General features: G+C 71.2%; 14 protein-coding genes. 5 read left to right on the forward strand and 9 right to left on the reverse strand.

Annotated features, from left to right (window positions below; all coding sequences use genetic code 11):
- Nucleotides 1–31 precede the first annotated feature (31 nt).
- Entirely contained in the window at nt 32–1,216 is a 1,185-nt protein-coding gene (locus ACQPZP_RS25800; protein ID WP_433472292.1) for an amidohydrolase family protein, read from the forward strand.
- Between the two features lie 121 nt (nt 1,217–1,337).
- Here ACQPZP_RS25800 and ACQPZP_RS25805 read toward each other — a convergent pair whose 3' ends face one another.
- Nucleotides 1,338–2,183: an SDR family NAD(P)-dependent oxidoreductase gene (locus ACQPZP_RS25805; protein WP_433472293.1), complete on the reverse strand. Its 846-nt coding sequence runs from the start codon at nt 2,181–2,183 to the stop codon at nt 1,338–1,340.
- A gap of 253 nt (nt 2,184–2,436) precedes the next feature.
- Here ACQPZP_RS25805 and ACQPZP_RS25810 point away from each other — a divergent pair, with 253 nt between their 5' ends.
- Genes ACQPZP_RS25810 through ACQPZP_RS25820 form a run of 3 tightly spaced genes read left to right on the forward strand, consistent with a single transcriptional unit; the run spans nt 2,437 to nt 7,141 of the window.
- Nucleotides 2,437–3,693, forward strand: coding sequence for an ABC transporter substrate-binding protein (locus ACQPZP_RS25810; protein ID WP_433472294.1), 1,257 nt, complete (start codon nt 2,437–2,439; stop codon nt 3,691–3,693).
- A gap of 8 nt (nt 3,694–3,701) precedes the next feature.
- Entirely contained in the window at nt 3,702–6,422 is a 2,721-nt protein-coding gene (locus tag ACQPZP_RS25815) for an ABC transporter permease subunit (protein WP_433472295.1), read from the forward strand.
- Entirely contained in the window at nt 6,419–7,141 is a 723-nt protein-coding gene (locus ACQPZP_RS25820; RefSeq protein WP_433472296.1) for an ABC transporter ATP-binding protein, read from the forward strand. The genes ACQPZP_RS25815 and ACQPZP_RS25820 overlap by 4 nt, the downstream gene beginning before the upstream one ends.
- A 114-nt stretch (nt 7,142–7,255) precedes the next feature.
- Here the strand turns inward: ACQPZP_RS25820 and ACQPZP_RS25825 are convergent, their stop codons facing one another.
- The 6 genes from ACQPZP_RS25825 to ACQPZP_RS25850 are packed head-to-tail and all read right to left on the reverse strand — an operon-like array spanning nt 7,256 to nt 12,983.
- Entirely contained in the window at nt 7,256–8,698 is a 1,443-nt protein-coding gene (locus ACQPZP_RS25825; RefSeq protein WP_433472297.1) for a class I adenylate-forming enzyme family protein, read from the reverse strand.
- Nucleotides 8,688–8,903: a hypothetical protein gene (locus ACQPZP_RS25830; protein WP_433472298.1), complete on the reverse strand. Its 216-nt coding sequence runs from the start codon at nt 8,901–8,903 to the stop codon at nt 8,688–8,690. Before ACQPZP_RS25830 ends, ACQPZP_RS25825 begins: the two co-directional genes overlap by 11 nt.
- Nucleotides 8,904–8,929: 26 nt before the next feature.
- Nucleotides 8,930–9,787, reverse strand: coding sequence for an enoyl-CoA hydratase-related protein (locus ACQPZP_RS25835; protein WP_433472299.1), 858 nt, complete (start codon nt 9,785–9,787; stop codon nt 8,930–8,932).
- A gap of 10 nt (nt 9,788–9,797) precedes the next feature.
- Nucleotides 9,798–10,292 (reverse strand): PaaI family thioesterase, encoded by a 495-nt coding sequence (locus tag ACQPZP_RS25840; protein WP_433472300.1) that lies wholly within the window; start codon nt 10,290–10,292, stop codon nt 9,798–9,800.
- A 31-nt stretch (nt 10,293–10,323) separates the two neighbouring features.
- Entirely contained in the window at nt 10,324–11,532 is a 1,209-nt protein-coding gene (locus ACQPZP_RS25845) for an acetyl-CoA acetyltransferase (protein ID WP_433472301.1), read from the reverse strand.
- Nucleotides 11,533–11,543: 11 nt separating this feature from the next.
- A complete protein-coding gene (locus ACQPZP_RS25850; protein WP_433472302.1) occupies nt 11,544–12,983 on the reverse strand; it encodes an OB-fold domain-containing protein in 1,440 nt (479 codons plus the stop codon).
- Between the two features lie 154 nt (nt 12,984–13,137).
- Here ACQPZP_RS25850 and ACQPZP_RS25855 point away from each other — a divergent pair, with 154 nt between their 5' ends.
- A complete protein-coding gene (locus tag ACQPZP_RS25855; protein WP_433472303.1) occupies nt 13,138–14,217 on the forward strand; it encodes an amidohydrolase family protein in 1,080 nt (359 codons plus the stop codon).
- Between the two features lie 72 nt (nt 14,218–14,289).
- Here ACQPZP_RS25855 and ACQPZP_RS25860 read toward each other — a convergent pair whose 3' ends face one another.
- Both ACQPZP_RS25860 and ACQPZP_RS25865 read right to left on the reverse strand, forming a co-directional pair.
- Complete coding sequence (locus ACQPZP_RS25860; RefSeq protein WP_433472304.1) at nt 14,290–15,039, reverse strand: SDR family NAD(P)-dependent oxidoreductase; 750 nt, start codon at nt 15,037–15,039, stop codon at nt 14,290–14,292.
- Nucleotides 15,040–15,056: 17 nt separating this feature from the next.
- Nucleotides 15,057–15,833 (reverse strand): SDR family NAD(P)-dependent oxidoreductase, encoded by a 777-nt coding sequence (locus ACQPZP_RS25865; RefSeq protein WP_433472305.1) that lies wholly within the window; start codon nt 15,831–15,833, stop codon nt 15,057–15,059.
- Nucleotides 15,834–15,894: the final 61 nt, after the last annotated feature.

Genomic DNA, 15,894 nt, shown 5'->3' on the forward strand with positions numbered 1-15,894 from the left:
GCACACGTTCCCGCGCGAGAGAGGACGGCCGATGAGCGGCGCACTCCCGTACCAGATGATCGACTTCGACACCCACTCCTACGAGACCACGGACTGCTTCACCCGCTTCATGCCGAAGGGCAAGCTCGACACCGCCGTCCAGCCGGTGACGCTCGCCTCCGGAGACCAGGCCCTGCTGGCCAACCACCGGATCGTCAACGCTCTCGAGAACCATCTGGACAAGGCCTACGTGCCGGGCTCCCTGGCCGAGATGCTCCGGCAGCGCTCCCAGGGGGACGCCGTGGACGCCGAGCGGTTCTTCGAGGACATGAAGGACGAGTACCTCGACCGGGACGCCCGCCTGGCCAAGATGGACGAGCAGGAGATCGAGCGGGCGCTGATGTACCCCGGCGGCTGGGGCCTGCTGGCCGAGGCCTACCTCGACGGCATCGAGCCGCTGTACGACAACCTGCGTTCCTTCAACAGGTGGATGAACGAGGACTGGGGCTTCGCCTACAAGGACCGCATCTACGCCCCAGCCATGCTCTCGCTGCGGGACCTCGACCACGCCGTCGCCGAACTGGAGGCGGTGCTCGACGCCGGCGCCCGGTTCATCCTGCTCCCCGCAGGCCCGGCCTACGGCCGGTCTCCGGGCGACCCGTACTTCGACCCGTTCTGGGCGCGGATCAACGAGGCCAAGGCGCACGTCGCCTTCCACATCTCCGAATTCCACTACCAGGCCGACGTCGCCTCGCACTGGGGCTGGGGCCTCGTCCCGCCCTTCCAGTTCTCCGCCTGGCAGTGGCAGAACACCTACGGCGAGCGGCCCATCACCGACACCCTCTCCGCGCTGATCTTCGACAACCTCTTCGGCCGCTACCCCAACATCAACGTCGTGGTCAGCGAGTTCGGCGCCGAATGGGTGCCGCACTTCCTCAAGCACATGGACAAGAGCCGCGGCATGGGCCGCAACGGCGTCTGGCTCGGCGGCCAGCTCGCGGAGCGGCCGAGCCGCGTGTTCCACGGGCACGTCAAGGTGGTCCCCTACCCCGAGGACGACATCCTCGGCCTCGTCGACCGGCTCGGGACCGCGGACTCGCTGGTCATGGGCTCGGACTGGCCCCACGCGGAAGGGCTGGCCGACCCGAGGGACTACTTCGACAAGGTCGCCGGCCTCGGCGAGGAGAACCGCAGGAAGTTCCTGCGCGACAACGCGCTGCCCCTGCTGTCCTCCTGACCGGACCGGACAGCGGGCCGGGATTCCCGCCACAGCACGTAAGCCGTTCCACCACGAGCCGACCGGCATCGGGTGGAGCGACTTACGCATAGGCGTCCGGATGCCGGCGCTCCGATCCGGATCACATCCGGGGCAGCATGCCCAGTGCCGTCACGGCCGTGGAACCCGCGTCGACCGGCAGCACGGCGGCGGTGATCCAGCCGCTCTCGTCACCGGCGAGGAACAGCGCCGCCCAGGCGACGTCCCATGCGCAGCCCTCGACCTGCAGCAGGTTCGCCTTGCGGCGCGCTTCCCGGCCCTCGTCTCCGCCGCGGTTCCCGATCGGGGTGTGCAGGTGGCCGGGCACAAGGCAGTTCACCCTTATCCCAAAGCGGCCCCACTCGTATGCGAGGTCCGCGGTCAGCGCGATCACCCCCGCTTTCGAGGCGCCATAGGCGCCGCTCCCGAAGGCGCGGACGGCCGCGACCGAGGAGACGTTGACGATGGAGCCGCCACCGGCCCCCCGCAGATACGGCAGCGCGGCGCGGCACGTGACCATCGTCCCGCGCAGGTTGATCTCGACGACCCGCTCCCACCGGCGCCGATCCGGGTCGTTCACGGCTCCGCCGGTGACGCCGGTGTTGTTGACGAGCACGTCGAGCCGCCCCGTCTCGGTCACGAGATGCTCCACGGCGCGCTCCACGGCCGCTTCGTCGGTCACGTCCGCGGCGAGCGGCAGCGCGCGCCCGCCCTGCCGCTCGATGAGGGCGCAGGTCCACCCCGCACGCTCGGCGTCGGCGTCCAGCACGCCCACGGTGGCTCCCTGAGCGGCGAGAAGAACCGCGGTGGCGGCCCCGGTGCCGAGGAAGCCCGGGTCCGGGCCACCACCCCCGCCGGCCACCAGTGCGGAGCGCCCGTGCAGCCGGTCCCCGCGCAGCCGCAGCGTCGCGGCCCTGCTTCGCGCCCTGTCCGTGTCCCGATGGTCCATCACGGCCTCCCAGGTCGATCAACGTTCGCCGCAGGCGGGGAGCGGCGTCGCCCGTGCGGCCCTCATCAGGCCGTCACCAGGGATGACATCTCGCGGATACAGCTTAAATATATAACGAATCTCTTTACTTGTCCTTGTTGCACTGTTACGTTCCTCACACGCGCACGGCTCTGAGTCCGGCGCGCGCCCTGGAGCAATCCTCGGGGCCGCCGCCCTTCTTTCACCGGCGCCCCGTCTACGAGGGAGACACCTGATGACCAGACCATTTCGCCTGCTCGGAACCGTCTGCCTCAGCGCCGCGGCTCTCACCCTCGCCGCCTGCGGCGATTCCGGCGAGGAGGCGGCGGGCGGCACCGTCAACCCCGCCCTCACCAAGTCCGAGATCAAGATCGGGATGATCGTGTCGAAGACCGGGGCCAGCTCCTCGTCGAGCAAGAGCGGAGCGGACGCCGCCCTCGCGTGGGAGCGCTGGGTCAACGCCGGCCAGGGCATCGCGGGGCACCCGGTCAAGGTGGTCATCAAGGACGACAAGAGCGACGGCGCCAGCGCGACGGCCGCCGCCAAGGAACTCCTCGCGGATCCGCAGGTGCTGTCGATCAGCACCGAAGCCGCCAACACCGAGCAGCCGGTGTCCGCCGTGCTCGGCGGCCAGGACGTCGCCGTCATCGGCGCGACCGGCTACCAGACCAAGATCTGGACCGGGTACCCGAACTACTTCCCCACCACGCCTCAGGCGTTCCCCGGCAACGTGCTCGCGCAGTTCGCCGCGGCCAAGGCGGTCGGCGCCACCAAGTGGGGCTCCGCCTACTGCGCCGAAGTCGCCGCCTGCAAGGAGGCCACCGCCCTGTACGGGCCGGCCGCGCAGCAGGTGGGCCTCCAGCTCACCGGATCGGTCGCCGTGTCGACGACGGCGCCCAACTACACGGCCGAGTGCCTGCGGCTCAAGGAGAAGGGCACGGACTTCCTCCAGATCTCGATCGCCCCGGCGGCCGGCCACAAGCTCATCTCCGACTGCACCGCCCAGGGGTACAAGGGCTACTTCGGCGCCACCGCCGGCTCGGTCAACGCCGAGCTCACCAAGGTGCCGAACGTCAAGCTCGCCGGCGGTCTCCAGGGCTTCCCCTGGTGGGCCGACGACCAGCCGGTCAAGCAGTTCCGCGACGCCATGCAGAAGTACGCACCGGACGCCGACCACGAGAACCCGGCCGCCACCGCGGTCTGGACCGCTCTCGAGGTGACCCGCAAGGCCGCTGCGAACGTCGGCGACAAGCCGGCCCGCAAGGACATCATCGCCGGTCTGCACACGTTCAAGGACGAGGACCTCGGCGGCCTGCTGCCCCAGAAGCTGACCTACGCGGAGGGCAAGAACGGCCCTGCCATCAACTGCGTGTGGCTGTACAAGCTGGAGAACGGCAAGTTCACCAGCGCCCCGCTCTCCGGCCCGTCCGGTAACAGCGTCACCAGCGGCACGCTGAAGACCGACTGCGTGACCGCCCCCACCGCGGGCTGAGTTCCGTGATGCAGGAGCTGATCCCCTTCATCGTCAGCGGGCTGGCGATCGGCGCCGTGTACGGCCTGATCGGCACCGGCCTGGTCGTGACCTACAAGACGTCCGGCATCTTCAACTTCGGCCACGGTGCGCTCGCCACCGTCGCGGCCTACGTCTTCTACTGGCTGCACGTCAACCAGGGCCTCGGCTGGCAGGTGTCGGCGGCGGTGACCGTGCTGCTGGCCGGTCCCCTGCTGGGGCTGGTCATGGAGCTGATCGCCCGCCGGCTGGCCCCGCAGCGGGTGCCCATGAAGATCGTCGGCACCGCGGGGCTGATCCTTCTCGTGCAGGGCCTTGGGACGATCAAGTACGGTCCCGACCCCATCACGGTGGAGAGTTTCCTGCCGAACGCGGAGGGAGCCTTCGGGGTCGGGTCGGTCAACGTGCAATACAAGTACGTGTTCACGGCGGCGATCGCCGTCGTCGCGGTCGCCGCGCTGTGGGCCCTGTTCCGTTTCACCCGGACCGGGCTGGCGATGCGCGCCGTGGTGGACGACCCGGACCTCCTCGACGTCAAGGGCACCAGCCCGGTACGCGTGCGGCGGATCGCTTGGCTCATCGGTTCCACGTTCGCCGCGCTCTCGGGCGTGCTGCTGCTGCCCCTTGTGGGACTGGAGCCGATCGCCCTCACGTTCCTGGTGGTCACCGCGTTCGGCGCCGCCGCGATGGGCGCCTTCACCAACATCCCGCTGACACTTCTCGGCGGACTCGTGCTGGGCGTGGCCAGCGACATCACCAAGAAGTACCTGGTGGACGTGAGCTGGCTGTCCGGTGTCCCGTCCAGCCTGCCCTTCGTGATCCTGGTCGCGGCGCTGCTGTTCACCCCCAAGCGCCGGCTCCGGCCACCGTCCGCGGTCGAACACCGGCCGCCGCCGCAGTGGCGGGCGCCCGGCCGGGTGCGGCTCGCGGCGGCGGTCGTGGTGGTGGCCCTGCTGGCGGCGGTCCCGCTCTTCGCCGGCACGAAGCTGACCTTCTACATCGTCGGGCTCACCCAGGTCGTGATGTTCCTGTCGCTCGGGCTCCTGGTGCGCACCTCGGGGCAGGTCTCCCTGTGCCACGCGGCCTTCGGCGCGATCGGCGCCGTCGCCTTCTCCCAGCTGGCCGTGGACCACGGCCTGCCGTGGCTGGTGGCGATGCTGCTGGGCGCGCTCATCGTGGTACCGGTCGGCGCACTCGTCGCGCTGCCCGCGATCCGGCTGTCAGGGCTCTTCCTGGCCTTGGCGACGCTGGGCTTCGGAATCATGGTGGAACGGCTTTTCTACCCGCTGAACTGGATGTTCACCCCGTTGAGCAACGGCCGTGACATGCCCCGGCCGTCGTTCGCGCAGGACGACCGCGCCTTCTACTACTTCGTCCTCGCGACGGTCGTGGTGATCGGCGCGGGCGCCGTCGCCGTGCAGCGCGCGCGGCTGGGCCGCATGCTGCGCGGCATGGCCGAGGCACCGGTCGCGGTGTCCACGGCGGGCCTCAGCACCAACGTGACCAAGCTGCTGGTCTTCTGCCTCTCCGCGTTCGTGGCCGGGATCTCGGGCATCCTCTACGGGGCGACCCTGCACTCGGCGGGGACGACCGACGTGCACTACACCTCGTTCCACTCCATCATCCTGCTGGCGACGCTGGCACTCGCGCCGTTCGCCGAGCCGTGGTACGCGGTCTTCATCGGGATGACCGCGGTCATCCCCGGCTACCTCCCCGGTGCGGACACCGGCTACTGGCTCAACGCCGCGTTCGGGTTGTTCGCCGTCCAGGTGGCCATGTCCGGCGGGACTCCGCCCATGCCCGAGCGCCTCCGCAAGGCCGTGGAACGGCTCGGCGGGAAACGGCGCACCGCTGATTCGGCGTCGACCGGCGGCGGCTCCGCGCAGGAGACCGCGCCGGCGGCCGGCGCCCGCCCGGGCGACGGCTTCCGGATCCGCGGGCTGACCGTGCGCTTCGGCGGCGTGACCGCCGTCAACGGCGTCGACCTGCATGCGCCCACCGGACAGATCACCGGTCTGATCGGCCCGAACGGCGCGGGCAAGTCCACGATGTTCAACGCCGGCACCGGCCTGATCAGACCGGACTCCGGCCGGGTCACCATGCACGGCCGGGACATCACCCGGACACCGCCCGCCGCCCGGGGCCGAGCCGGGCTCGGCCGCACCTTCCAGATCATGAACCTGTGCGACTCGCTCACCGTGGCCGACAACGTCTCGCTCGGCCACGAGAGCGCCCTGGCCGGCGTTCGCCCGTGGTCGCAGCTGGCCGCGCCGCGCGCGCAGTGGCGCCGGACCCGGGCCGCCGCCGTCGAGGCGATGCGGTTGTGCGGCATCACCCATCTGGCCGACCGGCAGGCGGGGGAGCTCTCCACCGGCGAACGCCGGCTCGTCGAGCTGGCGCGATGCCTGGCGGGCCGGTTCGACGTGCTGCTGCTGGACGAGCCGTCCTCCGGTCTCGACCAGGAGGAGACGGAGCGCTTCGCCGAGGTGCTCAAGGAAGTCGTCCGCGAACGCGGTGTGGGCATCCTCCTGGTCGAGCACGACATGTCCCTCGTGATGCGCGTGTGCGCCCACATCCATGTTCTGGACTTCGGAGAGATGCTGTTCGAGGGCGACCCGGATGCGGTCCGGTCCTCGGAGGTGGTGCGCTCGGCCTACCTGGGCGAGGGCGAGATCGAGGGCGTCGACAACGTTCAGGAGGCCAAGCGATGAGCGGCTCCGCCACCGTTCACGAACCTGCGGCGCTCTCGCTGCACGAGGCGCGGGCGGGTTACGAGGAGACGACCGTCCTGCACGGGGTCTCGCTGACCGTGCCGAAAGGGGCGGTGGTCGCCCTGCTCGGAGCCAACGGCGCCGGCAAATCGACCCTGCTGCGGACCGCCGCCGGGCTGAACCGCGTCCAGGCGGGCCGGATCGAGTTGCTGGGCGAGGACGTCAGCGGGCTGCCTGCCCACCGGCGTACCGGACGCGGGCTCTGCTACATCCCCGAAGGGCGCGGCATCTTCCGCAATCTCACGGTGCGGGAGAACCTCGCGCTTCAGGCCGCGCCCCGCGGCGGGCCCACCGCCGTCGAGCGGGCGGTCGAGGCGTTCCCCGCGCTGTCGGGCCGCCTCGACCAGACCGCCGGCACCCTGAGCGGAGGCCAGCAGCAGATGCTGGCCATGTCCCAGGCACTCCTGCGCGATCCCGCGGTGGTGCTGGTGGACGAGGCGTCGCTCGGCCTCGCCCCCGTGATCGTCGACGAGGTGTTCGCGTTCCTGGAGGGTCTGGCCGCGCGCGGAGTGTCCTTGCTGGTCGTGGACCAGTTCGCCCAGCGGGTGCTGCAGATCGCCACACACGCCTACGTGCTGCGGCGCGGCCGGATCGGCTACGACGGCGAGCCGGGCGAGCTGCTCCGCGGCGATCTCTTCGCCAGCTACATCGGCGCCTGAGGTCCGAGGCGGGCCGTGTCCGGAACACCGGACACGGCCCGCCTCGGTCATCGTGGGCGTCCCGCAGGCCGGTGGCCTCGGTTCACCGTGCGCAGGACGTTCGGACGGGGCGCCCTACCGGGGCGCGGTCTCACGCAGCACGCGGCGGAGGACCTTGCCGTTCGCGTTGCGCGGCAACTCGGTGACGAAGTGCCAGTACGCGGGCACCTTGAAGCCGGACAGCTCGGCGCGGACGAAGGTCCTCAACAGCTCGGGCTCCGGCGGCGCGCCCGGGTCCGCCGGGACGAGGAAGGCGGCCACGGTCTGGCCGAGCCGCGCGTCCGGCACGCCCACCACGGCGACGTCGGCCACCCCCGGATGCGCCGCAAGGACCGTCTCCACCTCCACCGGATGCACGTTCTCACCGCCCCGGATGATCATGTCGCTGCGGCGGCCGGACAGGTACACGTAGCCGTCCGGGTCGATCCGCCCCAGGTCCCCGCTGTGCAGCCAGCCCTCGGCGTCCAGCACGAACAGGTGGTCCCCGCGCGCGTGCACCTCGCCCACGCCGTCCGCACCGGGACGGTCGATGCGCAGCTCGACGCCGGGGGCCGCCCGGCCGACCGACAGGAGCAGCTCCTCGCGCCCCGCCACCGCCGCACGATGGTCGGCGGGTGTCAGCACCGAGATCGGCGAGCCCTCGGTCTGCCCGAACATGTTGAGCATGCGGACCCCGGGCACCGCCGCGTACGTCGCCCTCAGCGTCTGCGGGCGCATGGGGGCACCGCCGTACTGCAGGACCCGCCATCGCGCGGGGCCGAGCTCGCCGGCGGCCAGCAGCATCTCCAGCATGGACGGCACCATGCTGGTGTGGGTGGCGCCCATGGCGCACAGATGCCGCCAGCCCTCGACGGTGAAGCGCGGAATCCCGGTCATGCGCGCCCCCGCGCCGAGCGCGACCGCAACGTTCCCCAGACCGGAGAGATGGTGGAACGGCGCGCTGCCGCCGTAGAGGCTGTCGGGGCCCAGTTCGCAGAGCGCGCCGTTGACCCTCGCTCGGGCGGCCAGACGCCACTGGGGCATGGGTACCGGCTTTGGAGCCCCTGTGGTGCCGGAGGTATGCAGCACGACGGCGACGTCCGCCGGCCGGGCGGACAGAAGCCGCTCCCCCGGTTCGAACGGAGGTACGGGTACGAGGCGGCGCCCGGTCCGCTCCGCCACATCGCGTCCCAGTGCGGCGTACTCCGGCTGGGCCAGTACCACCGGTGCGGCGAGCCCTTCGACCACGGCCGCGATCTCGCGCGCCGTCATCCGGGTCCCCAGTGGGGCGACCGGGTGCCCGGCGCCCGCTCCGGCGATCACGAGCGCGAGAGCCCCGGGCGAGGAGGCGATCAGAGCGGGCACCGCCTCCCCCTCCGGGAGGCCGAGCGAGTCCATCCAGTGCGCGGCTCCGGCCGCACGATCGAGCAGTTCGCGGCCGCCCCAGGTCACGTCACCGTAGACGGCGGCGGGCCGGCCGTGATCGTAGGCCGCAGCCACCATCTCCGACCACGTGATCTCGCGCGGATCAGTGGCCATGGCGGTGCAGCAGGTCGTCGGGGAGGGCACCGCGATGACGCAGCCAGAGGGGATGCAGCGGGACGGAGGCGGTCAGCGTCGCCGCAGCACGGAAGGCGTCCGGACCGGTGCGCTCGATCGTCGGCAGCGGCCGCAGGTTCTGCCATGCCTCCGCGTTCCCCGGCGTGGCGACGGCGCCGCCGGACGCCGTCGAAGAACTGTTCACAGTGGGCACGTTCGTCCTCTCCGTGCTCAACCGGGCAGGAACGGATCGCGGGTGGCCTCCTGCGGGTCGAACTCCGGGGGAAGCCCCGCGAACTTCGGCGGGCGCTTCTGCGTGAAGCTCACCACGCCCTCCCGGAAGTCCGGGGAGCCCGCGAAGTACTCCATCGCCGAGTAGCTGCGCGCGAGCGCCTCGGGGAAATCCCGGTCGAGGTCGCCGTAGACCTGGTGCCGGACGACGGCCATCGCGCGAGGTGAGCAGTTGCGGGCGATGTCGCGGGCGTAGGCGCGGGCGGCGTCCATGAGCTCACCGGGCTCCACGACCCTGCTGACCAGGCCCAGTGCCTTCGCCTCGTCGGCGTCGAAGGTCCGCCCCGAAAGCAGCAGGTCGAGCGCGTTCTCCAGGCCGATGAGCCGGGGCAGCACGTAGGGCAGGTTGTACTCGCCCGCCAGCCCGCGCCGCGTGAACGCGGTGCTGAAGCGGGCCCCGCGCGCCGCGAACCGCACGTCGCAGATCAGCGCCTGGATCAGGCCGACGCCCGCGCACCCGCCGTTGATGGCGGCGATCATCGGCTTCGGCAGCAGCCGCCGGCTGTACATGGGACTGCGGCCTTCAAGGTGCAGGCCCTCCCCCGGCCGGGAGTTCTGCTCCAGCCGCTGCATGTCCATGCCGGGGCAGAACGCCTTGCCCGCACCTGTGACGATCACGACGCGGACCCGGGGGTCGGCCGCCGCCCGGTCCAGCAGTTCGAAGAACCGCGTCTCCATGAGGGGATTCCAGGCGTTCTTACGCTCCGGCCGGTTGAGGGTGAGGGTGGCGACGCCGTCCTCGTCCACGTCGTACAGGACCAGATCCGTATCGGCTCGGGCGCCGGCTCGCTCGGACATCACTCGCTCCTCATGTCGTTCGGCTCGGAATCGGCCGCCCTACACCGGGCCGCTCTCCGGACACGGCCAGAACGACCTGGCCTCGGGCGCAAACGGCCCCGTCGGCCCGGCGGACCTCGACCTCGGAGAAATGGATGCGGCCTCCGCGTCGCACGCAACGCGCGTGGGCGACCACCTCAGGGCCCGGTGCCGGGGCAAGGTACTGGAGGGACAGGGACACGGTGCTGATCCGGCTGCCCCTGGAGAAGTCGTGCCCGGCCATGACGGCGCCACCGCCGGCGGTGTCGATCAGGGCGGCGATCAGGCCGCCGTGGAAGACACCGTCGTGCGCGGTCAGGCGTTCGGCGAACGGGAGCGCCATCTCGACCCCGTCCGGGTCCCAGCGCCTGACGCTCATGCGGCAGTCCCGGTTGAACTCGACTCCGCGTTCCCAGTGCTCGCGGAACCAGGCGCGCAGTTCCTGCTGCTCCTGCTCGCTCGGCGGGCCTGGCCTGGTGACGGTCATCCGTCGTCCTTCCGTGTTTCCGGCGGGGAGATCAGGCGCCGGGCTCGGCGCCGACCAGCGAGACGAAGGAGACGCATTCACCCGGGGCGCCGCCGAGGTTCTGGGTGAGAGCGAGCCGGCGTCCTTCGGCGAGGGACGCGATCCGGCGTTCGGGCGGGGCCTCGCCGCGCAGCTGCAGCCATGCCTCGAACATCATCCTCAGCCCGGACGCGCCGATCGGGTGCCCGAACGCCTTGAGCCCCCCGTCCGGATTCACCGGGAGGTCCCCGTCGAGGTCGAAGACGCCCGACCGCACGTCCTTCCAGGCCTGGCCCCGATCAGAGAACCCCAGGTCCTCCATCAGGACCAGCTCGGTGGGGGTGAAGCAGTCGTGCACCTCGGCCATCGCGATCTGCGCCCGGGGGTCGGTCACGCCCGCCTGCCGGTAGGCGTCCCGCGCCGAGGCCACCACTTCGGGGAAGGTGGTGAAGTCGTACCCCGGATCGCTCGCGCCGGCGGCCGCCCCGGCCACGAAGGACAGCGCCTTCACGAAGATCGGCTTGTCGGTGTGGCGGTGGGCGTCCTCGGCCCGCACCACGATCGCCGCCGCCGACCCGTCCGAGACGCCGGAGCAGTCGAACACGCCCAGCATGCCCGCCACGGCCGGCGCCGCCTTGATGCGCTCGATCGGCACTTCCTTGCGGAACTGCGCCCTCTCGTTGCGCGCGCCGTTCACATGGTTCTTCCACGCGACCCGCGCCAGCACGTCCTTCAGCTCCGCGGTGTCGACCCCGTACCGCCTGGCGTACGCGGGTGCCAGAAGGCTGAAGGACGCCGGAGCCGTCATGTCGTTCATGCCGACGGTGCCGTCGTCGGGCACGGGAGCCCCGCTCAGGCCGGAGAAGCCCGAGTCCTTGAGCTTCTCCACACCCACCGCCATGGCCATGTCATAGGCGCCCGACGCCACCGCGTAGCAGGCCTGGCGCAGCGCCTCCGAGCCGGTGGCGCAGAAGTTCTCGACGCGGGTCACCGGCTTGTCGGCGATGCGCAGAGCCCTGCTGAGCGTCAGTCCCGAGACGCCCGACCCCTGCGTGCCGAGCCAGAACGCGTCGACGTCGGCCAGGGCGACGCCCGCCGACTCGGCCGCGGCGGTGGTGGACTCCACCAGCATGCCGTCCACCGACCTGCCCCAGTGCTCTCCGAAGGCGGTGCAGCCCATGCCGACGATCGCGACCCGATCCCGGATGCCGTTCGATCCCACCGGTCTCCTCCTCAGCCTCGTGCGGCGGCGCGGCGCGCGGGCCGGGCCTTCCAGAAGTAGTTGTGCACGCCCCGTGCGGTCCGGGTGCGCCGGAACGACATCTCCACCCGGTCCCCGATCCGGAGCGATCCGGGGTCGGCGTCGGTCAGCTCGCACCGCATCCGGCCGCCGCCGTCGAAGTCCACGACGGCCATGACGGTCGGCGGGCTGAGCGAGTACGCCAGATGGTCGATGGTGAAGGTCGCGATCGTCCCGGCCACGTCCGCCATCGGCTCGGGCTCCATCGGCCCGGCATGCCGGCATTCCCGGCAGACGTCGGCCGGCGGGAGATGGCGGGAGCCGCAGGCGGCGCACCGGCCCGCCACGAAGGCGTACTTCCACTCGGCCGAGCGCAGCATGGGCGGCGCGTAGGGCGGTTCGGGGTCGGGCCGGCGGGGCGGTTCCCGGTCGAGAAGGCCCCGCCATGTGAGGAAGGCCGCGTAGCTGAGCGAGTCGTTCCCGCTCTCGATCTGCTCGGCGACCGCCGGCGTCGCCCTTCGCGCCGCCAGTGCCTCGGTGGTGCGCAGGACGAGCACCGAGACGCCGTCGGCCAGCAGCATGACGGCGATGGTCTCGCCGGGCCCGGCCCGGTCGAGCACATCGCACAGCACGACGCCGAACTGGGCCGTCCCCGGGTTCCCGATGGTGCTCGCGAGGTCGTCCGCCCAGGCCTCGCGCGGGACGCCGGTCCGCGCCGCGGCGCTGCGGACCGCTCGCCCGTGGGTGCCCGCGACGATCAGGCGATCGACGTCCTCCGGGGTCAGGCCCGCCTGCTTGAGCGCGTCGGCGAACGCCGCGCCGGCGAGCGGCGCGTAGGCCTGCTCGCCGAAGCGCTCCTCCCACGTCCGCGACGACGCCTCGCCCGGGATCCGCCACCGGTCCAGGAACTCCGCCGTGGACCAGGCGCGGGCGAGGACGTCCGCGATCACCGGGGCGGTGGAGGCGGTGTCTCCCGAACCTGCGAACAGGAACGCCGCCGCCGCGTCACCGCCGTCGCGCTCGTCCGCGCCGCCGGGAAGCCCGCCACGCAGATCCGACAGGACGGCCAGGGTCGGTACCGGAGAGTCCTGGGCCGCCGTGACCGCCGCGAGGCCGGACCGGACGGCGCCGCACATGTCCGCCGCGGGAGCGGTCCGGTCGAGCCGCAGCGCCGCGTGCACGGCGGTCGCGTTCGTCTTGTCGGTGTAGGCCGGGGCCGACGTGGCGAAGAGCAGCTGACGGGGGGCGCGGCTCTCGGAGAGGCCGCGCAGCGCGGCGCGCGCGGCCTCCACCGCCATCGACGTGCTGTCCTCGTCGTGCCCGGCGACCGAGCGCGAGCCGGGCGCGGGCCCGGCTCCCAGCACGGCGGCGATCTCCGCTCGCCGCAGCCTGTGGTGCGGTACGTAGGCGCCGTAGGCGACCAGTCCACCCATCGGACCCCCTCATGTCAGATATAGCTATATAATTAGACTACTTTAGCAAAGCTTGCACGGCTCGGCACCCCGGGACGACGCCCGACAAGGCTTGCTGAATATAGCTAGATATATAGAATAGTTGGACTATACCGGCGCAGGTTCAGGAGGACGGATGACCAAGATCTGGGCCAACTCGGCCGACTCCCACGTACTCGAGCCCGAGGACCTCTGGGTCCAGGCACTCCCCCGGCGGCTGGCCGATCGCGCCCCGCGCAGCGAGCGCGGCGACCGGTTCGAGGTGCTCTACATCGACGGCGACCGGGTCAGCCGTCAGCTCAACGACATGATGGACGCCATCCGCCCACCGGGCGCGCGCGACCTGGACGTCCGCCTCAAGGACCTCGACCAGGAGGGCGTCTGGGGCCAGGTGGCCTTCCCCTCGATGGGGTTCTGGTCCGTGCTGATCCGCGACCGGGAACTGGCCCGCGAGGTCGTCCGCTCCTGGAACGACTGGGCGCACGCGGAGATCATGCAGCGCACCGAGCGGATCTTCACGCCCGCCTGCGTCTCCATGGCGGACATGGACGACGCGGTCGCCGAACTGGAACGCGCCGCCGAGCTGGGCTTCCAGGCGGTCTTCCTGCCCACCCAGACCGCTCCCGGAGAGGAGTACGGCCTCGACCGCTGGGAGCCGCTCTGGACCGTCGCGGAACGGGCCGGCATCGCCCTGGCCTTCCACATCGGCACCGGCGGCGACACGGTCCTCTACCGCGGGCCGGGCGGGGCGGTGGTCAACTTCATGGAGACCACCTACCCCGGCATGCGCGTCGTGTCGCACATGGTCGCCGGCGGCGCCCTGGACCGCCACCCCGATCTGAAGATCTTCATCGCCGAGGGCGGCGCCTCCTGGCTGCCGGCCATCGCCGACCGGATGGACGAGGCCTACCGCCAGCACGGCATGTTCGTGCGGCCCAAGCTCAGCCGCCTGCCCAGCGAGATCATGAAGCAGCAGGTGTACGCGTCATTCCAGCACGACGTCAGCGCCGTGGACACCGTCCGCTACACCGACTACCAGAACGTCATGTGGGGGGACGACTACCCCCATCTGGAGGGCACGTACGGGCACACGCAGGAGACGCTCCGCGGGCTGTTCGACGGCGTGCCGGACGACGTCCGCGAGCGCATCACCCGCGGCGCGTTCAGCGACCTCTTCAACGTCCCGGAGCAGACGCCCCGGCAGGCGGCGGTCTGAAGGCCGCTCGACGAACGCGTAAGGCGGCGGAGCCCGTACGGGGCACTCCGCCGCCTGGCGCGTTCATGCCGCTCAGCCCGCGCTGCGGCCGCCATCGATCACGTAGCACTGGCCGGTGATGTAGGACGCCTCGTCCGAGGCCAGGAAGAGCGCGAGGTTCGCCACTTCCTCGGCGGTTCCGAGCCGTCCCATCGGGATCCTGTCCGACAGCATCCGCAGCAGGTCCGGGGGGCTGCCGTCCAGGATCGCGGTCTGCGTCGTGCCGGGACACACCGCGTTCACCCGGATCCCGTCCTTGACGTACTCCAAGGCCGCCGCCCTGGTCATCATCACCTGCGCCCCCTTGGAGGTGATGTACGGGGACGAGCCGGGCGTGGCCCGGAATCCTCCGATCGAGGCGGTGTTGACGACCGACGCCCCGTTCGGCGCTTCCAGCAGGAGCGGCAGGGCGTATTTGAGGACCATGTAGGAACCTCGCACGTTCACGGACATCACCCGGTCGAAGGCGTCCATGCCGGTCTCGTGGACGCGGGCCCGGCCGCCCGAGATGCCGGCGTTGTTCGCCAGGACCTCCAGTCGGCCGTGACGCTCCCGGCAGTGATCCATCAGCGCCCGGACCGCCGTCTCGTCGCTGACATCGCACGAGAAGGGCTCCACGTCGCCATGGGCCTCGGCGGCCACCTTCTCCTGGTCCCCCGAGATGTCCGCGGCCACGACCCGGGCGCCTTCGGCCGCGAACCTGAGCGTGATCGCCCTGCCTATGCCCGAGCCCGCACCGGTCACCACCGCGACCTTGCCCTGGAGCCGTCCCGCTTCTGCCATGGTCTTCCCCTTCGTGCCTAGGCCGGAACGCCGCCGTCGACGACGAGGACGGAACCGGTGGTGTAGCTCGACGCCTCCGAGGCGAAGTAGAGGGCCGTACCGACGATCTCGCGGGGTTCCCCGCCGCGGCCGAGCGCGAAGGCCTGGGCGGCGTGCCGGTCGAACGCCTCGCGGTCCCAGTGCGCGGACACGTCCGTGAAGAACCCGCCCGGCATGATCCCGTTCACCCGGACGGTAGGGCCGAGAGCGTGGGCGAACGAGGCGGTCATGCTGTTCAGCCCCGCCTTGGCCGCCGCGTAGGGGATCACGTCCTTGCCGGTGCGAATGGCGCCGATGCTGCTGATGTTGATGATCGAACCGCCCGCTCCGGCCGCCATCCGCGTGCCGACCTGGGCCATCAGCCGGAAGGGCCCTTTGAGGTTCACCCCGAGGACCTTGTCGTACAGCTCCTCGGTGATGTCCATGACGCTGTCGTACAGCGGCGACATCCCGGCGTTGTTGACCAGGACGTCAATACGCCCGAAGTGCCGGTACACGGCGTCCACCATGCGGTCGATCTCGTCCCACCTGCCGACATGGCACGCGATGGGGAGCGCCTGCCGCCCGGTGGTCCGGCGGACGGTCTCGGCGAGTTCCTCGCACGCGGCGAGCCTGCGGCTGGCGATCACCACGTCGGCGCCGGCGGCCGCGAAGCCCAGGACCATCTCGCGGCCGAGACCGCGGCTGCCGCCGGTGACCAGAGCGACCTTGCCGGTCAGATCGGACAACCGCGTGCGGTCGTAGGGGTCGGCCACGGGGCACCCTCCGGAGAGATGTGTGTAATATCATGATATAGATAACCTATTTAAAAGATAT

Source organism: Spirillospora sp. CA-142024, assembly GCF_050942325.1.
GTDB lineage: Bacteria > Actinomycetota > Actinomycetes > Streptosporangiales > Streptosporangiaceae > Spirillospora.

What these genes read in the sequence shown, in the direction of transcription:
- ACQPZP_RS25825 (WP_433472297.1), bottom strand. Translation starts at nt 8,698, where the DNA reads ATGGCCACTGATCCGCGCGAGATCACGTGGTCGGAGATGGTGGCTGCG.
- ACQPZP_RS25860 (WP_433472304.1), bottom strand. Translation starts at nt 15,039, where the DNA reads ATGGCAGAAGCGGGACGGCTCCAGGGCAAGGTCGCGGTGGTGACCGGT.
- ACQPZP_RS25855 (WP_433472303.1), top strand. Translation starts at nt 13,138, where the DNA reads ATGACCAAGATCTGGGCCAACTCGGCCGACTCCCACGTACTCGAGCCC.
- ACQPZP_RS25820 (WP_433472296.1), top strand. Translation starts at nt 6,419, where the DNA reads ATGAGCGGCTCCGCCACCGTTCACGAACCTGCGGCGCTCTCGCTGCAC.
- ACQPZP_RS25805 (WP_433472293.1), bottom strand. Translation starts at nt 2,183, where the DNA reads ATGGACCATCGGGACACGGACAGGGCGCGAAGCAGGGCCGCGACGCTG.
- ACQPZP_RS25810 (WP_433472294.1), top strand. Translation starts at nt 2,437, where the DNA reads ATGACCAGACCATTTCGCCTGCTCGGAACCGTCTGCCTCAGCGCCGCG.
- ACQPZP_RS25815 (WP_433472295.1), top strand. Translation starts at nt 3,702, where the DNA reads ATGCAGGAGCTGATCCCCTTCATCGTCAGCGGGCTGGCGATCGGCGCC.
- ACQPZP_RS25850 (WP_433472302.1), bottom strand. Translation starts at nt 12,983, where the DNA reads ATGGGTGGACTGGTCGCCTACGGCGCCTACGTACCGCACCACAGGCTG.
- ACQPZP_RS25800 (WP_433472292.1), top strand. Translation starts at nt 32, where the DNA reads ATGAGCGGCGCACTCCCGTACCAGATGATCGACTTCGACACCCACTCC.
- ACQPZP_RS25835 (WP_433472299.1), bottom strand. Translation starts at nt 9,787, where the DNA reads ATGTCCGAGCGAGCCGGCGCCCGAGCCGATACGGATCTGGTCCTGTAC.
- ACQPZP_RS25840 (WP_433472300.1), bottom strand. Translation starts at nt 10,292, where the DNA reads ATGACCGTCACCAGGCCAGGCCCGCCGAGCGAGCAGGAGCAGCAGGAA.